The organism is Pseudomonas sp. SMN5, from assembly GCF_052041925.1.
In the GTDB taxonomy this organism is placed as follows: Bacteria; Pseudomonadota; Gammaproteobacteria; order Pseudomonadales; family Pseudomonadaceae; genus Aquipseudomonas.
In genome coordinates this window covers 1-13,570 of record NZ_JBKGGX010000032.1, presented here as the reverse complement: position 1 = coordinate 13,570, position 13,570 = coordinate 1, and the positions used below count along the sequence as shown (strand labels likewise).

The window sequence follows — 13,570 nt, the reverse complement described above, 5'->3', positions numbered from 1 at the left end:
CGATGTTGATGATGCTTTCAGCCGGATAAGCCATTTACTTCCCCTTGCGCAACGGCGCCAGATTGTTCGGTTTCCACGGTGAAGCCAGCGCGATAGATCCGCTGGATGCGGTCTTCGGCGATGGATTCGCCATACAGGTAGAGGGTGAGCTGGGCTCGCTCTTCCATGGCCGCCTGATACAGGCCGGTCAGGTTGTTGATTGGCGATACGCGGGACCAGCCAAGTTTCGCGGCGCGTAGGATGGTTTTCACTGGCTCGCGCTTGTTGGCTTCACACAGGGCGGCGGCGTACATCACCGCGCCGGCCCGGTAGAAGTTGATGCTGAAGCCCAGCGTGAACTGGGTTGCGACCCTTGCGATGATGTCCTCGTATTGAGGGTCATCAAGGGCCTGGACGTTGGTCTGCGAGTTGAGCGCCTGACCCCATTGCTCTGGGTTTTGCAGGCGCACCGCACAGTAGCTGCCGGTCGGCGCATCAATCCCGTTATCGCCGATGATCACCTTGTTGGCTGGAAGTCCTGTCACCGCCACAACGACATTGCACACGGCCTTGGTAAGCGCTTTGGCGTCAAGCATCGGTGATGACCTCCAGGCGTGCGATCTCGGCCGGGTCCAGCTTGGCTACCACGGCGCGGCAGAAGTTGTGCCAGGGCCGATAGTCCGTCGCGATGGACTTCCACCAGGTTGCAGGCTTGTCGGGCGTCTCGGCGAACACCAGGATGTCGGCCAGCTTGCCCGGGGTCGAAACCTCGATCCCTTTGCCGTCATTGCGGTGGATCACCCGAACGTCATTGATCCGCTCGGCACCGATCTGGAGGAATTCGATCTCCTTGTCGCTGACCGGCTGAACGTTCGCGTCGAAGGCGTCTGTGTAGGCGATGGTCAGCACAGGCTCGAAGTCGACGATCTCGCTGGAGTAGCGATTGAGCACCACCCCCTTGTGGGTGATGAACGGCCCGCTGATGTGGCCGCGCATGTTCAGGCCCATTACACACCCTCTTCGAGTTGTTCGCCGGTGTCATCGATGACGTAGCGGATGGACTGACGGAGCGCACCGGTGTCAATCAGCGGGTTATCCGATCCCTTGGCTGCAATGGTTGATGCGGCGTTGGGCGGAGTCCGTAGATCAGTGATTTCCTGCTTGATGTGGCCCTCGGCCAGATTTCCCATCTGCTCGAGCAGGGTTCGCAAGGTCATATCGCCGGAGAGAACCTTGGGGATCATCACCTCGGCCAGGCGCCGGTATTGGGGGGCGCCTTTTTCGATGGCAGGACCAAGAAACGGACGCTCTGGGATGACGCCATCGGCCGATCCGAAGTTGTTCACCGCAGCCACGGTTGCGATGGTCAGGCCATCCTCGTAGGAACCTGCGCCCTTGGGCACCCCGGCAAGCACTCGGGTTGGGCCCTGCAGCGTCTTGGCTAGGGCCTTCAAGGCCTGCTCGACTTGCTGCTTGTTCACGAGACTTACCGTCGGCTCGATCATACGCAGACCGCTCCCATAGCAGCCCGAGAACGCAGGTGCAGGTACTCAAGACCGTATGGAGTCAGGGCCAGGGCAGCCTCCCATACGGTCAGGTCGGCGTTTGCCGCCGGGATGGCATAGGACACTGACTCATCGCGCACCGACTTGCTGGACTGCGCGTAGGGTGTCGAGGCGCTTCCATCGGAGCCGGTCGCGTCGGATGTCGCCTTGTTCCAGGTCAGGTAATGCGCCGCCAGAGCGAACCATGCTCGCTGGAAGAATGAATATGGCTTGTAGTCGCCCCAGTGGGCGCAACCGCCAAACTCGCCGCGTGCGATGTACAGCGCCCGGGTGATGGATGCATCAGTCCAGGCAGTGACATCAGTAAATTCAGGGTAGAACGCTCGGAAGTCAGCAATGATCGCCGGCGTCACTTCGATGGTCAGCTCGGACATTTTGCAGGCTCCAGAATTAGAAAGCCCCGCACTGGGCGGGGCAATGGCGTTGCTGGTGGATCGTTTACTTCTTCGCCAGGGCGGCCTTCAGGTCGGATTCCAGCTTCTGCGAACGAGCTTGCTCGTCGGCCAGCTTGTCCTGCGCCTGCTTGAGTTGAGCGGGAAGGTCCTTCAGGTCGGATTCCAGCTTCTGGCGCGAGGCCTGCTCATTGAACAGGTCTTGCTTGAGCTGGCCGTTTTCCTTGCGCAGTTCGTCAAGCTGGGCATTGGTCTCTGGCGCCACGTCAGGCGCGCCAGGCACCAGCAAACCATGCTCTTCCCAGAAAGAACCCTTGGCGAGCGCGTGCTGGTCTTCTTTGGTCTGCTCGCCTGGCTGAACCGAGCTGCCATCCGACAGTACGACAGGGTTCGCGCTGATGTTGGTGTAAACCTTCTTCGAAGTCATGTGACCCCCTTAGATGCCGTCGACGTAGGCGTGGCTCAGCGGAACCCGCAGCTCGGTGCCGGCGGTGCGGACAACACCAGCCGCTTCGAAGCGCAGGCCGCCGTGAGACGGGATAGGCGCGTTCAGGGTAAACGGCATTGGCAGGTGGAACTTCGCGAACTGGGCGTTCTTGGTGTACGCCATCATGCGGTCAGTTCCGCCAGCGCCAGCACCGGCGAGCTGCAAAATCGGCTCAAAGGTGATGTTGAGCACGCGCTCCAAGTAGCTGATCAAGGTTTCCGCAGTGTTCGGGATGCGGAAGGTGGTCAGCTGGCCGTATTGCTTCAGCGGCAACAGGATGTGCGTAGGGCGGAAAATGCTGTTGGTCTGCACCTGGTACACCTGAAGGATCAGGTTGTTCAGCAGGGTCAGCATTTCGCTGGCGGCGGTGTCCGGGGCTTGGGCCAGGATCTGCGCGAAGGTCTTGTTCGCACCGCCCAGCAGCGTGCCGGTGGCCAGCACTGGAACGCCTGGGTATTTGATCAGCCCACCGGTGGACAGCGAAGGCCAGCGCACATCACCAACCATTGCGACTCGGTCAAGCCATTGCTCAGTCAGGGTGCGGGTCGCGATAGGCTTCTCGGCCAGGTAGTTGATAGCTCCGCCGAAACCTTGGGCATTCGCCATTTCCATGGCTTTACCCACCTCAATCTGGGTGTAGGTGTAGCCCAGGCCAGCCTGGACGACGTCAACACCGCCGATCTTCGACGCGATCTCAGCCAGCGGGAAGTCATGCGACAGGTCGCCGATTGGAGCAGGCTCGCCCTTGTAGTCCAGGACCTTGAAACCGATAGACTCGATATAATCCGGCGCCGAAGTGTCGACATTCAGCACGGTTGGATAGCGAATCTCCGGGTATGGCTGACGCAGCACCTCCTGCTCAATGTACGTCAGGTTGCCGATCAGAAAGCCCAGTTGTGCCTGGGCCTGTGCGTCCATTGTTCTCATGTGAGCGCTCCTTAAGCGGCAATGGTGGTTGGGTTGATGGCCTTGACTTGCATCAGCGCCAACTCACCAGCCGCAGCAGCGGTCAGGAAGGTGCAGCCCTGGAGCACGTGGTTGCCGGCGGTGGAAGCATTGGTCAGTTCGCCAGTGGTTGGCTTGGCGTAGACCTGAGCGCCGACGGTCGCGCCATCGACGGTGCGCACCCAGACACGGCCATGGCTGACACGACTGGTCTCTTCACCGACTCGATAGGAGCCTGGAAGGTTTGCACTGCCCTGGCCTTGGCCGGTGACGTAGCTGGTGCTGACGCCAACAGTCTTGCGCACGGAGATCCCGAGGAAGAATCCGGCACCTGCGCCAGGCAAAGCATCGCGCTTGGCAGCCGAACCAGAGACCACGGCGCGAGCGAACGGGATTACCACGTCAGCCACGCCAGAGGTGATATCAGCCATCGACAGGTCATTGATCTGGCCTTCAAAGGCCTTGCCTGCGTACTGGTCGAAGGTATCGAAAGCAGTAGCCATTACTTTTCACCTCGCAAGAACTTGGAATAGGCGTCGGAGCCATCAGTGGTCAGCTTTGGCGCCTTGGTGGCGTCCTTGGCGAACTGGCGAAGGCTGTCGTTGGTCTTGGTGCTGTCGTCCTCGTCTTCTTCGTCCGCCTCATCAGCGGCCGCGTCGAAGGCGGCAGTCACGTACGCTTCGGACTTGGAAGCCCAGTCACGGGTCGGCTTGAGTTGGGCCATCGCGGCACGCTTGATCTCCAAGGGGGAGACCAGGCCTTTGGCGTCGAAGGACTTCACGACCTTGGCAGCCAGTGCGATGGTGTCGAGGGTTGCTTTGACGCGCAGGCCGATAGCGGCGTCGGAAGTTTCCTTCTTGGCCTCTTCCAGCTTCTCTTCGGCTTCGTCCTTGGTGGCTTCAGCTTTGTCTGCGCGTTCCGACTCTTCATCCGCGAACTTTTGCAAGGCTGCCACGGCGTCTTCGACTACCGTTGCGGCCTCTTCGTCCAGGATGATGGAGCGGCTTTTCTTGGAGTCCAGAAAGACTTTCCGGGTCGCCATATGGGTAATACCTTTCGGTTTGTGGTCAAAAATGCGGGCGACCTTTCCGGCCCGCGCTGCTTCTACAACGGCGTTGTGATTGATCTGAATGTCACGCTGCTCGTATTCGTAGGCTGTGCCGTCAGGGGCGATGCCAGGGGCTTCCACGTACTCGGCCAAGTAGCCGGGGGAAAGCTCGGCCTTGCCTGACTGGATGTCGTCGATGGCCGACTGGTCCTTGATGATCATGTCTACGATGAGGTTGTCGCCGTCGCGCTCTACGCCACGGACGTGGCCCACAGAGACATTCTTGAACGTGGTCGAGTCGACCAGGTCGTCCGGGTGGTCGTTGGTCACGTCCTTGTCGAGGTAGGTAGCCATAGACTCAGGCTTGAACACCTCTTCCGGCGACCGGTAGACGTTGACGATCCGCTCGGGGCCATCGAGATCAAGCTCGCTCGACAGGTACTGATAAACCCCGGTCCGGGCTGCGATCCCTTTCACGCAGAGGAAACCCTCAGGCGTGAGTGTTCGCGACGTAGGCTTGAAGGCCTCATCGATGGTCATTTTCTTCATGTGTTACCCGTTCTTATCGGGGAAGTAGTTCACGCCAGGTATCAGGGAGATCCCTACGCACCGGCAGAGCGGATGGTGCTTGCCTGGGTGTAGTCCGGTCACGCCGCGCCAGGTGGCGCCTTCGGAGACCTTGTACACGCCAGGGCCGTACCCGATGTCCTGCCGGGCGATGCCATAGCAGCTGATCTTGGCATTGGGGTACTTGCCGCTTGGGTCACCAGAGACACGCTGGTCCTTGGACGTCTCGACGCGGTAGAACTCGATGCCGGCTGCTGTTTGCCGCTGGCGGGTCAGGTCGCTATTGAGCTGCGATACCTGGTCCCGTGCGATCAGCTTTGCCCGCCGAGCGCTTACGCCTGTCTGCTCCTGAATTTGCTTGGCGATGGCTGTAGGCGCGAGCCCGCTTTTCATGCCGCCTAACACGATCGTCTCCACCCGCTGGAAATACTCGGCAGGGATGGACTTGATAAGGTTGACGTTCTCGGCGGTCGATGCTTCGAGGTAGTCGACCATGCCCTTGGGCTTGGTGATCAGCTCGAAGTCCACACCCACGGCCCTGTTGACCGACTTGCGGAAGTCCTCGGCGTTGTCGGCCTCGGCCCGGCTGATGGTGCCGGCAGCCACCCGCCTGGCCTGCTCATCGAACAGGCCGGTGGTGAACGTCGACGATACCCGGCGGATCACCGCGAGGATGTCCTCTGTCCAGCCATCCAGGGTGACCTGGCTGTCGGCGATGTACTGGGGCCTAAGTCGGACCAAGTTGGGACCAAGTACAGCGTAAAGCTGCTGGGACATGAGCCGAACCAGGGCATTCAGCTGGCCTCGGTAAAAACGCTCGGCGTCCTGGCTGGGCTTTACCGGATCAGGCGCCCGTGGCTTGCGCTTCCTTCCCAGCAGGGCCTTGTTTGTTGCCGTCAGGGTTTCAAGCGGGCTCAGCTTTTTACCGGCTTCCATTTTTCACCACCAAGAACGATCGAAGTCAGAGGCAGGGGGTTGGCTCGAAGAGCCTCCAACTCATCGTCCGTCGGGTCGTACTTGAGGCTCAGATGCGGCAGGTAGTCCGGATAGCTGTGCTCAGCGCCTGTTGCACGGATCTCATCGAAACGCGCCTGCAGGTCAGGGGAGTCAAGCTTGACCACGAGCGCACGCCATGGCGCCTGCCCGATGATCTCGTACTGGTCCGTCAGGTTGGCGATGTACATCCCGTCGCTTGGTGATCCTGCTGGGATGCCGTTGCGGGCATAGAACAGAGTCACATGCAGGTCGCCCTCCAGAACCCCGCTACCCACTCCAGCATCGAGCACATGGTTGGCGATCACACTGGCCGACAGCTTGTCAGGCTTGACCGAAACGAACCCGTTTAGGGCTGCATCAGCCGTAGGCTTCGCATCCAGGTCGAAGCTGTCGAGATCCTCGTCATCGCCAAGGCCATTGTCTTCGTCCTTTTCGCGTTGCTCTTGGGTTGCAATCTGCTCGTCGGTGATAGCGTAGGTGCCTTTCGCCTGAGCGCGACGCATGGCATGGCTTGGACGAATCACGCCGTTCTCGATGTGTAGCGAGTCGGCTTGGGCGTCAGCTAGGTCTTCTTGTGCCTGTTCGATACCAGAGGTCTGGGCCAGTGGATTCCACTCGAACTCGATGTCATCCGGGTAGCTACCCAAGGCGGAGCGGATCAACACTTGGTCCAGCGCTTCCAAGTCCAGGCGCATCTGGCCGTCTTGCTTGCCCTTGATGGTGCCGTGGTAGGTCTTCAGGTCGCCTTCACCGGTAGAGCTGAGCCCGGCTGCTGATTGGCCCCACAACTCGGTAACAGGCATTTCAGCAGCGCCAGCCGTCCAGACCATGAATTGCTCCATGATCTGGCTCAGGCCAGAGAAGGCGATGCTCTTACGCTCGTACGCCTCGTTGTCGGCGTCCAGCAAGCCCAGGTTGATGATCGACTTCATCATGCCAAACAGGCGGTAACGCTCTGTGATCTTGTCGCACTGAGCGCTGGCAAGTGCGCCCTGCAATCCTTTCACGCTGACAGTATCGACGTTGGCCTCAAGCACCAAGGAAGCAATACCGCTCTTGGTCGCCACCACATCGCGCAGGTCAGACATGCATCGACGCAGGCGGCTGTCACCCCAACCTTGCTCGAACATGCGCATACGGCGCGGCAGTCGCGCTCCGGTTCTGCGGATGATATGGCTGTAGTGAATCTTCTGCTGCCCGTTCACCATCATGTAGAACTCGGGAAGCATCCAGTTCGGCTTGAGCGGGTCGGTCAGGTTAAATTCTGTTGGCTGGATATCCCAGCGGTCGAGGACAACCAGATTCTTCAGTCCGCCCTTTTTTATCTTGTCCAGGTCGAGCGGCTGACTCAGATCCTGCCCGGTCACCATCAATAGTGCTGCCCCCCCGTACAGGTCAGCCCAGCAGCACGTATCAAGGTATGCCTGCTGGACGCCCAGGCGCCTTTCCTCGTTTGCAATATCCTTGGCCTGCTTCCCGCTGAAGGCGCGCCACTCGCGCAATGCATCTTCGTTCGGCTTATCGACGATCCGGCGGGCGAGCCAGTTCGATTGGTATGCCGCCTCCAGTTCGAATTGGTTGACGAACTCAAATCCGAATTGGCTGTGCGTGCGCTTGTCGCGATTGGTGCCGATATTGGCGACCATGTTGGAAAGGCTGTCATTGGTGACGACCTGGCCGCCCTTAATCTTGATTCGCGGTTTTGATGTGGTCATTGATTGTCAACCATTTTGATGCTGATTCCGCGCATTGCCATGGCGACGACCTTGTCGTAATCAGGCTCGATACCCGTCAGATGATTGAATGCCACTACCGCAGCAAGGTATGGATCGACCCACCAGGAGCGCTTGACGACAATGCTTATGCTCATCTTCGCCATGGGGATGATCTCCAATGTCGCGACACAATTTACTGATTCGCGAAACGTGTCGCGACCTTACTTGCTTTTGCTGCGCTGGATCTGCGCATCGACCTGGTCGGCGCAGGTGTCGAGCAGCCGGATAGCCAGGTTCTTCAGCTCCCACAGCTGACCATTGTCCACCAAGCCTTCCTCCTCTACCCGCTCGCAGGGGACAAGCTCAGGGGGCTCGATTCTTTCGACCTGGGTCTTGGTTACCACTACCGGCTTTCCCGCGCAGGCCGTCAGGAAGAGGCTGAGCAGCCCAATCACGAACAGCCGGACTGTTCCGTTTGAGGTCTTCAAAGTTCTTCTCCGCCTTTCGGGCTTTGGCTTGGCTCGCTTGAAGCCGGCGACTCAGATCCGCTTGATACGCTTCGTTGCGCTTGGCCTCTGCACGGAGCGTGGTGATCGTCGCCTGGCTTTCGAGGTTGGCCTTGATGGCGTCGTCCTTGCTCTTGGTCTCCAGCGCCACCTCCCCACGCAGGGCAACAACTCGGTACTGCTGGATACCAACGAGCAGAATGCCCACCAGGGCGATGATGATTGCTGCGGCTATGGCCTTCATGCTGAATCCACCTTGCGGCCCAGGAAGCGGGTCACCAGCTCGCGAATGGCTGTCACCCCCAGAAACCCGATCGTCCCGCCAGCAGCAACCGATAGGCTGGGCGGCCAGGTCATCCACTCGATGATGCTGGACGCAACCAGGCTCAACGACCCACAGATCAGCGACTCGAAAAATATCCGGCGCTTGCTGGTTTCCTTGGCGTCGTAGAGAACGCGCAGTAGGGATACGACGACGGCCATGATTGCGCCCTGCCAGAGCGGATTGCTCAACGCCAGCCAGATCTTGGCCCATGTGTCTGGCTTATCAGGCATGTCAGGCATCCGGGTTGCCTCCCTCTTGGGGAGATTGATAAATCCGGCATCCACTGCACTCCCAGCTTGGAGCAATGGGTGTGGGGAGCCGAAAACGAAAAGGCCCCGATCAATGTCGAGGCCCTGAATAGGTGCCAATCAAATACAACAAAACTGTTGTATTTCCACAAATATGTTGTATACTGGACTCATCCAAACAACGAGGCGAGGTGATGAAGTTCAGCGAGTTCAGACGATGGTTGAAGGCCCAAGGGGTGACCTTCGAAGCAGGCAAAGGAAGCCACTTCAAAGTCACGGCCCCAAACGGCAACAAGACAACCTTCGCGGACCACGGATCCAAGGAAATGCCGGAACCGACCCGCAAGGCGATCATTAAACAACTGGGGCTCTAAGGGCCCCCTTCGCCATTCGGCAAGCTGAACGATCACCTCCGAGGAGTGACCCATGTACGACTTTGCAATTCGATTTGAACAAGACGCCACCGGTGTGGCCGTCTTCTGCCGGGATCTGCCAGAACTGAACAGCTTTGGCGATGACGTCGAGCATGCGATCCGTGAGGCGATGGATGCTATCGAGACGACCCTGTCGCTGTATGTCGATCAGCGCCGAGCGATTCCGTCGGCATCCGCTCCCCAGGAAGGGGAACACGTCGTCCACCTGCCAGCGGTTACAGTGGCAAAGATCGCGCTGTGGAACGAAATGATGGCGCGGGATATGCGCAAGGCTGATCTGTGCCGGTTGCTGGGTATTGCTCAGACCCAAGGAGATCGCCTGGTGGACTTCCTCCACACTTCCAAGATGGAAGCGATCGAGAAAGCCCTGGCCGCTCTTGGAAAGCGCGTAACGCTAACCGTCGAGGCAGCCTGAATAGGTGCGGATCGCGACCCTTTCAGGTCACCGTCGTGGCGCTTCCCTCCAGTCCCCACGATGACTGTTACCCCTGCACGTTTCCGCCGGGCTCGATATCCGCATAACGCGCTCGTCTTTCCGAGCTGTCTGCCAAAGACCTTCACAGCGTCGACGCCCCAATGCATCGATCTCGCCGTTCCAGTCTCGCGCCACCCTGCAAGCATGTGAGGTCAGGGTGCGCGGGCTGCCGGTGTTCTTTCGTGACGCGTGACTTCCGGCTATACCGCGTCCAGGCCGCCCCGAAGGCTGTCCTGGCTACAGGTGAAACTGGATACATCCGGGAAAGCATCCACTGGGTAGCGGCTTTCCTCGGAGGTACAAAAAAGCCCGGCTCTTGTCCGGGCTTTTTCTATTGCTTCCAGGCGTATTCAGCAGGGAGTCAGACCGACACCGTCAGGCGCTGGACTGGCCGTGGCCATCACGAAGTGGTTGCTGGATGCGCGCAGATTGGAAGAGAGACCTTCGCCACTTGACTGGCTACCCGTTCGCCACATGGCGAGAGTCAGCTCCAGGCGCTTCACGCCAACACTCGGCAGTCCGGCCAGCATCACGGCGGAACGGTAGACATAGGCGACGGGCTCGGCCAATGCCGATACAGAGAAACAGGACAGGCAGGCGGCGAGCGCCAAGCCCAGGTAAGCGGACATTCGCTTCATCATTCGGCATTCCTTTCGGTGGGTTTCTTTGGGCAATAAAAAACCCGGCGCAGTGGCCGGGTTTCGTTTGCTTCCGGGTAAGTTGCCGAAGGCAAAATTATCAGGATGGCGAAATAGTGCCATCAGCCGGACATTTGGTCAATACCCTATTCTCCATAAATTTCATGGATGATTTTTAGGGAATCCGAGTCAGACATCCCTTCAAGAACAAATACCGATTTCTGCTCTCCGGAATTGGAGATCCATTCCCTGCGATGGTATTGGTAAACGCACCGCTCATCCGAGGACGGATCACCTGATCGCATCAGGTTCATGCCCTCCAGTACGCTGACCGTCTCTTTGCTTCTCGGGCCGCCAACTACCAGTACATCCTCGTATTTCATGCTGCCTCCTTCATCACGTTGATGCATCTGGCCACTGGCGCCAGAGCCTGCTTATCCAGATCATTACATGCAGCGAAGCAGGCGTCGATAAAACCGCCCCATTCGCGGGACCACTGTTCCGAAGACAACTCAATACCGAGGATCAGCAAAAGCCATTTACGGAATGACTCTGGTGTTGGACACGGGTCAATCCCTTCGCTCTGACCTCCCTGATGCATGCGGCGGTATCGATAAAGTACCCCCTCACATACCACGCGGGCACGCTCGTATTTCTTGGCGTACATAGTTGGCCCCATGCTGTATGCGACCCTGAATAGGGCCTCATGAGCATCATCCTTGTCATCATCGGTAGCGAGGGGGCTGTACATGTGATTTCCAAATGCCTGCAAGTGAACCGGCAATGTAGAGATCGCATGCTGAATTCGCGCTGATATTGATTGGTGCATGGCATGCCGGCTACTTATCGACTTCTCCGTCTTTTGCACTGAGCAGCCGAGCATCCCGATTTGCTCAACGTGAGAACCCTGACTATCCCAAGGCGTGTAGAGGGCGTCATGCCAAGCCTGGCGCGCTGAGTTGATCTTCATGCTGCAGCCCTCTTCAGTTCACGGGTCTTGGCCCGGTATTCGGCCTTCTCGGATTCGCTCAGCCTTACCCGACTGCGCGGAGGAGTGAACAACGCCTCGACTGGGTCCCACCCAGAATTGATTCTGTTCGCTATCGTGCGCTCGGTAACCACCACACCGGGAAGCCTCGACCACCCCGCGAGCGTGTCAGTCGTACCATCGATCGTGATTACGAACGCATTGCTCCGCTCATGCTTGTGATTGGTTCTGCGCGGCTGGGGGGCCTTCTCGCGGCCGTTGTGTGTTCGCTTTGCGCCGAACAGCGCCTCGAAATCAGACATCCCGGAGCGCTTTCGCCGCATGATGGTTGCTCCGGTTACCATTACCCGAGGATCCATCCCCCACTGAGTAGCTGTTTCACGCTTGCCATCGAATTCGATCAGGCCGACGTCGCTGCGGTTAGCATGGCTCTCAGGGGTGAACCCTCTGCGCGTATTGCAACCACGACAGAGAATTCTCAGGTTGGAACGCTCGTTGTTCTGCCTGTCCTCGTCGAAATGATCGACGTGACAGGTGAGCCAAGTCTCATGCTTACCGCACAGTTCGCAGTCGCGACAACCTGGGCCAACATCTGCCCACATGACATGTCGATGCTCAAAGACGTACCCACCTTTGTCCGCCAGAGGGTGGCCTGGTTCGTACACTCGGACATAGCCGTTTGGCGTAATCACCCGTTGCTGTCGGGTTGTCGGAAGCTTGTCAGTTGTCCCGTTTCGCATAACCCGGAAGTAATGCATTTGGCAGAGTTGAGCCGCCTTGTAGGTCGCCTCGCGCTCACAGTTATCTACGCTGCATTGCATTGGATTCGACCCTCCAGGCGTCTGCACTTTTTGGCGAAAACTGCCTTTAAGCGCTTTAGGTATGGGATTTCATGGCGGACCAGGTCCTGATTGCACTCCAACCAGTCCACCTTTTCCGCGCCAATCTTCTCCACTAGGCGGGGCCGGTAGACCATGATGTTTCCGCTCAAGTGGGCATTGCACTGGGAGCAGGACTTGTTCATGTTCCAGAGGTTGAAGCGGAGGTGGGCGGCGGCGCCAACACTGCGGAAGTGTGAGCAATGCCATTGACCGCTCCATGAGGCAGGCTTGTCGCAACTGATGCAGCCGAGATGCGCATCACGCAGTCGGACGTAGCGATTGATGATCGCCTGGGCTTCCTTGGCGTAATCCGCCCTGCTCTTCAGCTTCTCCTTGCGAACCTTTATCTCCCGGCGCTCGACCTGGGCCAGGGACTTGCGGGCCTTCTCCTGGTTCACTGGCTGCTTCGGAGCATCGAGGATCGCGCAGGCTGGACTGCACACCGCCTGGCCCATCCGCGAAGGCACGAATGAGGCCCTGCAGGTAGCAACGCGGCATTTCTTCGGCTTGGCCGGCTTCCGTTCGATGGTCATAGTGCTTTCCTCGCGGCCCGTTCAACTTCGGCCTTTCGGTCCCTGCGCTTACGCTCGAACTCTTCCACCGAGCGCTTGCGGCGATGGTCCAGCACCACGCCGGCGATAATCGACAGGACAAGGATGGCCCCGTAAACGTCTACGTAATCCATCAGTATCTACCTCCCCAGTTGTCCTTCTGCGTCCACCGCACGCCATGCTCGGCGCCAAATGCCATGACCCATTCGATCAACTCTCCGCACTGCTTCACGGTGAGCTTGCTTGTACGCTCGTAGATGACGTCGAAGCCGTTGCCATCGACCGCCGGTATCATCTGCGGTTGATCGCCAGACTCGCGCAGCCAGGCGGCCGTCAGGAGGCGTTTCCAGATCAGGACGTCCCACTTCTTGCCTGCGTGTTCAACCTGGGCGGCGATATCGGACAGGGCCGCGTGTAGGGCCTTGTTTTGCTCCCCGCTGCGGTCCACGTCGGTGATGGCCAGCTTCTTGGGCCTGGCCAGGTCCAGCCCAGCGATATAGCCCATGGCCCTGGTGCGGTCTGATTCATTGCGGATTTGGAGGCTGGTCATACGCACGCTCCAAACAAGCAGCTAGCCGCATAAACCAGCGTATCAACCACGCAGTACAGGACCGCAACGCAGAAGGCGTATTGGATAAACCCAGTCATGGCTGCACCGCCTTGCCCATGGCGGCGTCATGAAACTTAGCCACGCATCCCGCCAGATTGTGCTTCTGCTGAAAGTACTCGCTTGCGTAAGCGCCCCAAGTGGCAACTTCCTCGGATGCATCAACCAGCATCTTGCGTAGCACCTCGTTCTCCGCCAGCAGCTCCAGCGCCACCTCCTCGAG

At 58.9% G+C, this 13,570-nt stretch carries 23 protein-coding genes; 2 read left to right on the top strand and 21 right to left on the bottom strand.

The features are described from left to right. Positions 1–17: 17 nt before the first annotated feature. From ACLEJR_RS24055 to ACLEJR_RS23995, 13 genes are all read right to left on the bottom strand, one after another. Complete coding sequence (locus tag ACLEJR_RS24055) at positions 18–575, bottom strand: phage neck terminator protein (RefSeq protein ID WP_440817004.1); 558 nt, start codon at positions 573–575, stop codon at positions 18–20. Continuing rightward, positions 568–987, bottom strand: coding sequence for a hypothetical protein (locus ACLEJR_RS24050; RefSeq protein WP_440817002.1), 420 nt, complete (start codon positions 985–987; stop codon positions 568–570). Before ACLEJR_RS24050 ends, ACLEJR_RS24055 begins: the two co-directional genes overlap by 8 nt. Beyond that, positions 987–1,484 (bottom strand): hypothetical protein, encoded by a 498-nt coding sequence (locus tag ACLEJR_RS24045; protein ID WP_440816999.1) that lies wholly within the window; start codon positions 1,482–1,484, stop codon positions 987–989. Before ACLEJR_RS24045 ends, ACLEJR_RS24050 begins: the two co-directional genes overlap by 1 nt. Beyond that, positions 1,481–1,918, bottom strand: a complete 438-nt coding sequence (locus ACLEJR_RS24040) for a DUF4054 domain-containing protein (RefSeq protein ID WP_440816996.1) — start codon at positions 1,916–1,918, stop codon at positions 1,481–1,483. The genes ACLEJR_RS24045 and ACLEJR_RS24040 overlap by 4 nt, the downstream gene beginning before the upstream one ends. 64 nt (positions 1,919–1,982) lie before the next feature. Beyond that, positions 1,983–2,363: a hypothetical protein gene (locus ACLEJR_RS24035; RefSeq protein WP_440816994.1), complete on the bottom strand. Its 381-nt coding sequence runs from the start codon at positions 2,361–2,363 to the stop codon at positions 1,983–1,985. A 9-nt stretch (positions 2,364–2,372) separates the two neighbouring features. Next, positions 2,373–3,350 carry a major capsid family protein gene (locus tag ACLEJR_RS24030; protein WP_440816991.1) on the bottom strand — a complete coding sequence of 326 codons (978 nt, stop codon included), beginning with the start codon at positions 3,348–3,350 and terminating at the stop codon, positions 2,373–2,375. Positions 3,351–3,361: 11 nt separating this feature from the next. Then, positions 3,362–3,871, bottom strand: a complete 510-nt coding sequence (locus ACLEJR_RS24025) for a structural cement protein Gp24 (protein WP_440816989.1) — start codon at positions 3,869–3,871, stop codon at positions 3,362–3,364. After that, on the bottom strand, positions 3,871–4,965 hold the full coding sequence (locus ACLEJR_RS24020; protein WP_440816987.1) for a DUF2213 domain-containing protein: 1,095 nt from the start codon (positions 4,963–4,965) through the stop codon (positions 3,871–3,873). Before ACLEJR_RS24020 ends, ACLEJR_RS24025 begins: the two co-directional genes overlap by 1 nt. 3 nt (positions 4,966–4,968) lie before the next feature. Continuing rightward, on the bottom strand, positions 4,969–5,919 hold the full coding sequence (locus ACLEJR_RS24015) for a phage head morphogenesis protein (RefSeq protein ID WP_440816984.1): 951 nt from the start codon (positions 5,917–5,919) through the stop codon (positions 4,969–4,971). Next, complete coding sequence (locus ACLEJR_RS24010; RefSeq protein ID WP_440816982.1) at positions 5,898–7,694, bottom strand: anti-CBASS protein Acb1 family protein; 1,797 nt, start codon at positions 7,692–7,694, stop codon at positions 5,898–5,900. The genes ACLEJR_RS24015 and ACLEJR_RS24010 overlap by 22 nt, the downstream gene beginning before the upstream one ends. Continuing rightward, on the bottom strand, positions 7,691–7,858 hold the full coding sequence (locus tag ACLEJR_RS24005) for a hypothetical protein (RefSeq protein WP_440816980.1): 168 nt from the start codon (positions 7,856–7,858) through the stop codon (positions 7,691–7,693). Before ACLEJR_RS24005 ends, ACLEJR_RS24010 begins: the two co-directional genes overlap by 4 nt. Positions 7,859–8,057: 199 nt before the next feature. Then, positions 8,058–8,444: a hypothetical protein gene (locus tag ACLEJR_RS24000; RefSeq protein WP_440816979.1), complete on the bottom strand. Its 387-nt coding sequence runs from the start codon at positions 8,442–8,444 to the stop codon at positions 8,058–8,060. Continuing rightward, positions 8,441–8,764, bottom strand: a complete 324-nt coding sequence (locus ACLEJR_RS23995) for a phage holin, lambda family (protein ID WP_440816976.1) — start codon at positions 8,762–8,764, stop codon at positions 8,441–8,443. The genes ACLEJR_RS24000 and ACLEJR_RS23995 overlap by 4 nt, the downstream gene beginning before the upstream one ends. A 203-nt stretch (positions 8,765–8,967) precedes the next feature. Here ACLEJR_RS23995 and ACLEJR_RS23990 point away from each other — a divergent pair, with 203 nt between their 5' ends. Both ACLEJR_RS23990 and ACLEJR_RS23985 read left to right on the top strand, forming a co-directional pair. Then, positions 8,968–9,147, top strand: a complete 180-nt coding sequence (locus tag ACLEJR_RS23990) for a type II toxin-antitoxin system HicA family toxin (RefSeq protein WP_072458260.1) — start codon at positions 8,968–8,970, stop codon at positions 9,145–9,147. Positions 9,148–9,199: 52 nt separating this feature from the next. Next, the gene (locus tag ACLEJR_RS23985) at positions 9,200–9,622 is read left to right on the top strand and encodes a type II toxin-antitoxin system HicB family antitoxin (RefSeq protein WP_440816973.1); all 423 of its coding nucleotides are present in this window, start codon (positions 9,200–9,202) and stop codon (positions 9,620–9,622) included. Between the two features lie 410 nt (positions 9,623–10,032). On the opposite strand, the gene ACLEJR_RS23980 is transcribed toward ACLEJR_RS23985, so the two are convergent. The 8 genes from ACLEJR_RS23980 to ACLEJR_RS23945 form a co-directional block, all read right to left on the bottom strand. Next, the gene (locus tag ACLEJR_RS23980) at positions 10,033–10,443 is read right to left on the bottom strand and encodes a hypothetical protein (RefSeq protein ID WP_440816971.1); all 411 of its coding nucleotides are present in this window, start codon (positions 10,441–10,443) and stop codon (positions 10,033–10,035) included. Positions 10,444–10,466: 23 nt separating this feature from the next. Beyond that, complete coding sequence (locus ACLEJR_RS23975) at positions 10,467–10,703, bottom strand: hypothetical protein (RefSeq protein WP_440816968.1); 237 nt, start codon at positions 10,701–10,703, stop codon at positions 10,467–10,469. Continuing rightward, on the bottom strand, positions 10,700–11,290 hold the full coding sequence (locus ACLEJR_RS23970; protein WP_440816966.1) for a hypothetical protein: 591 nt from the start codon (positions 11,288–11,290) through the stop codon (positions 10,700–10,702). Before ACLEJR_RS23970 ends, ACLEJR_RS23975 begins: the two co-directional genes overlap by 4 nt. Then, positions 11,287–11,910 carry an HNH endonuclease signature motif containing protein gene (locus ACLEJR_RS23965; protein ID WP_440816964.1) on the bottom strand — a complete coding sequence of 208 codons (624 nt, stop codon included), beginning with the start codon at positions 11,908–11,910 and terminating at the stop codon, positions 11,287–11,289. The genes ACLEJR_RS23970 and ACLEJR_RS23965 overlap by 4 nt, the downstream gene beginning before the upstream one ends. Positions 11,911–12,113: 203 nt before the next feature. After that, the gene (locus ACLEJR_RS23960) at positions 12,114–12,722 is read right to left on the bottom strand and encodes a recombination protein NinG (protein WP_440816962.1); all 609 of its coding nucleotides are present in this window, start codon (positions 12,720–12,722) and stop codon (positions 12,114–12,116) included. Continuing rightward, complete coding sequence (locus ACLEJR_RS23955; RefSeq protein WP_440816960.1) at positions 12,719–12,874, bottom strand: hypothetical protein; 156 nt, start codon at positions 12,872–12,874, stop codon at positions 12,719–12,721. Before ACLEJR_RS23955 ends, ACLEJR_RS23960 begins: the two co-directional genes overlap by 4 nt. Next, positions 12,874–13,290 carry a recombination protein NinB gene (locus tag ACLEJR_RS23950; protein WP_440816959.1) on the bottom strand — a complete coding sequence of 139 codons (417 nt, stop codon included), beginning with the start codon at positions 13,288–13,290 and terminating at the stop codon, positions 12,874–12,876. Before ACLEJR_RS23950 ends, ACLEJR_RS23955 begins: the two co-directional genes overlap by 1 nt. A 94-nt stretch (positions 13,291–13,384) precedes the next feature. Then, positions 13,385–13,570 (bottom strand): hypothetical protein (locus ACLEJR_RS23945; RefSeq protein WP_440816957.1); only part of this gene is annotated, 186 nt, incomplete at its 5' end.

Coding starts and splice junctions, on each gene's coding strand:
- ACLEJR_RS24055 (WP_440817004.1), bottom strand. CDS start 575: ATGCTTGACGCCAAAGCGCTTACCAAGGCCGTGTGCAATGTCGTTGTG.
- ACLEJR_RS24050 (WP_440817002.1), bottom strand. CDS start 987: ATGGGCCTGAACATGCGCGGCCACATCAGCGGGCCGTTCATCACCCAC.
- ACLEJR_RS24045 (WP_440816999.1), bottom strand. CDS start 1,484: ATGATCGAGCCGACGGTAAGTCTCGTGAACAAGCAGCAAGTCGAGCAG.
- ACLEJR_RS24040 (WP_440816996.1), bottom strand. CDS start 1,918: ATGTCCGAGCTGACCATCGAAGTGACGCCGGCGATCATTGCTGACTTC.
- ACLEJR_RS24035 (WP_440816994.1), bottom strand. CDS start 2,363: ATGACTTCGAAGAAGGTTTACACCAACATCAGCGCGAACCCTGTCGTA.
- ACLEJR_RS24030 (WP_440816991.1), bottom strand. CDS start 3,350: ATGAGAACAATGGACGCACAGGCCCAGGCACAACTGGGCTTTCTGATC.
- ACLEJR_RS24025 (WP_440816989.1), bottom strand. CDS start 3,871: ATGGCTACTGCTTTCGATACCTTCGACCAGTACGCAGGCAAGGCCTTT.
- ACLEJR_RS24020 (WP_440816987.1), bottom strand. CDS start 4,965: ATGAAGAAAATGACCATCGATGAGGCCTTCAAGCCTACGTCGCGAACA.
- ACLEJR_RS24015 (WP_440816984.1), bottom strand. CDS start 5,919: ATGGAAGCCGGTAAAAAGCTGAGCCCGCTTGAAACCCTGACGGCAACA.
- ACLEJR_RS24010 (WP_440816982.1), bottom strand. CDS start 7,694: ATGACCACATCAAAACCGCGAATCAAGATTAAGGGCGGCCAGGTCGTC.
- ACLEJR_RS24005 (WP_440816980.1), bottom strand. CDS start 7,858: ATGGCGAAGATGAGCATAAGCATTGTCGTCAAGCGCTCCTGGTGGGTC.
- ACLEJR_RS24000 (WP_440816979.1), bottom strand. CDS start 8,444: ATGAAGGCCATAGCCGCAGCAATCATCATCGCCCTGGTGGGCATTCTG.
- ACLEJR_RS23995 (WP_440816976.1), bottom strand. CDS start 8,764: ATGCCTGACATGCCTGATAAGCCAGACACATGGGCCAAGATCTGGCTG.
- ACLEJR_RS23990 (WP_072458260.1), top strand. CDS start 8,968: ATGAAGTTCAGCGAGTTCAGACGATGGTTGAAGGCCCAAGGGGTGACC.
- ACLEJR_RS23985 (WP_440816973.1), top strand. CDS start 9,200: ATGTACGACTTTGCAATTCGATTTGAACAAGACGCCACCGGTGTGGCC.
- ACLEJR_RS23980 (WP_440816971.1), bottom strand. CDS start 10,443: ATGGCACTATTTCGCCATCCTGATAATTTTGCCTTCGGCAACTTACCC.
- ACLEJR_RS23975 (WP_440816968.1), bottom strand. CDS start 10,703: ATGAAATACGAGGATGTACTGGTAGTTGGCGGCCCGAGAAGCAAAGAG.
- ACLEJR_RS23970 (WP_440816966.1), bottom strand. CDS start 11,290: ATGAAGATCAACTCAGCGCGCCAGGCTTGGCATGACGCCCTCTACACG.
- ACLEJR_RS23965 (WP_440816964.1), bottom strand. CDS start 11,910: ATGTGGGCAGATGTTGGCCCAGGTTGTCGCGACTGCGAACTGTGCGGT.
- ACLEJR_RS23960 (WP_440816962.1), bottom strand. CDS start 12,722: ATGACCATCGAACGGAAGCCGGCCAAGCCGAAGAAATGCCGCGTTGCT.
- ACLEJR_RS23955 (WP_440816960.1), bottom strand. CDS start 12,874: ATGGATTACGTAGACGTTTACGGGGCCATCCTTGTCCTGTCGATTATC.
- ACLEJR_RS23950 (WP_440816959.1), bottom strand. CDS start 13,290: ATGACCAGCCTCCAAATCCGCAATGAATCAGACCGCACCAGGGCCATG.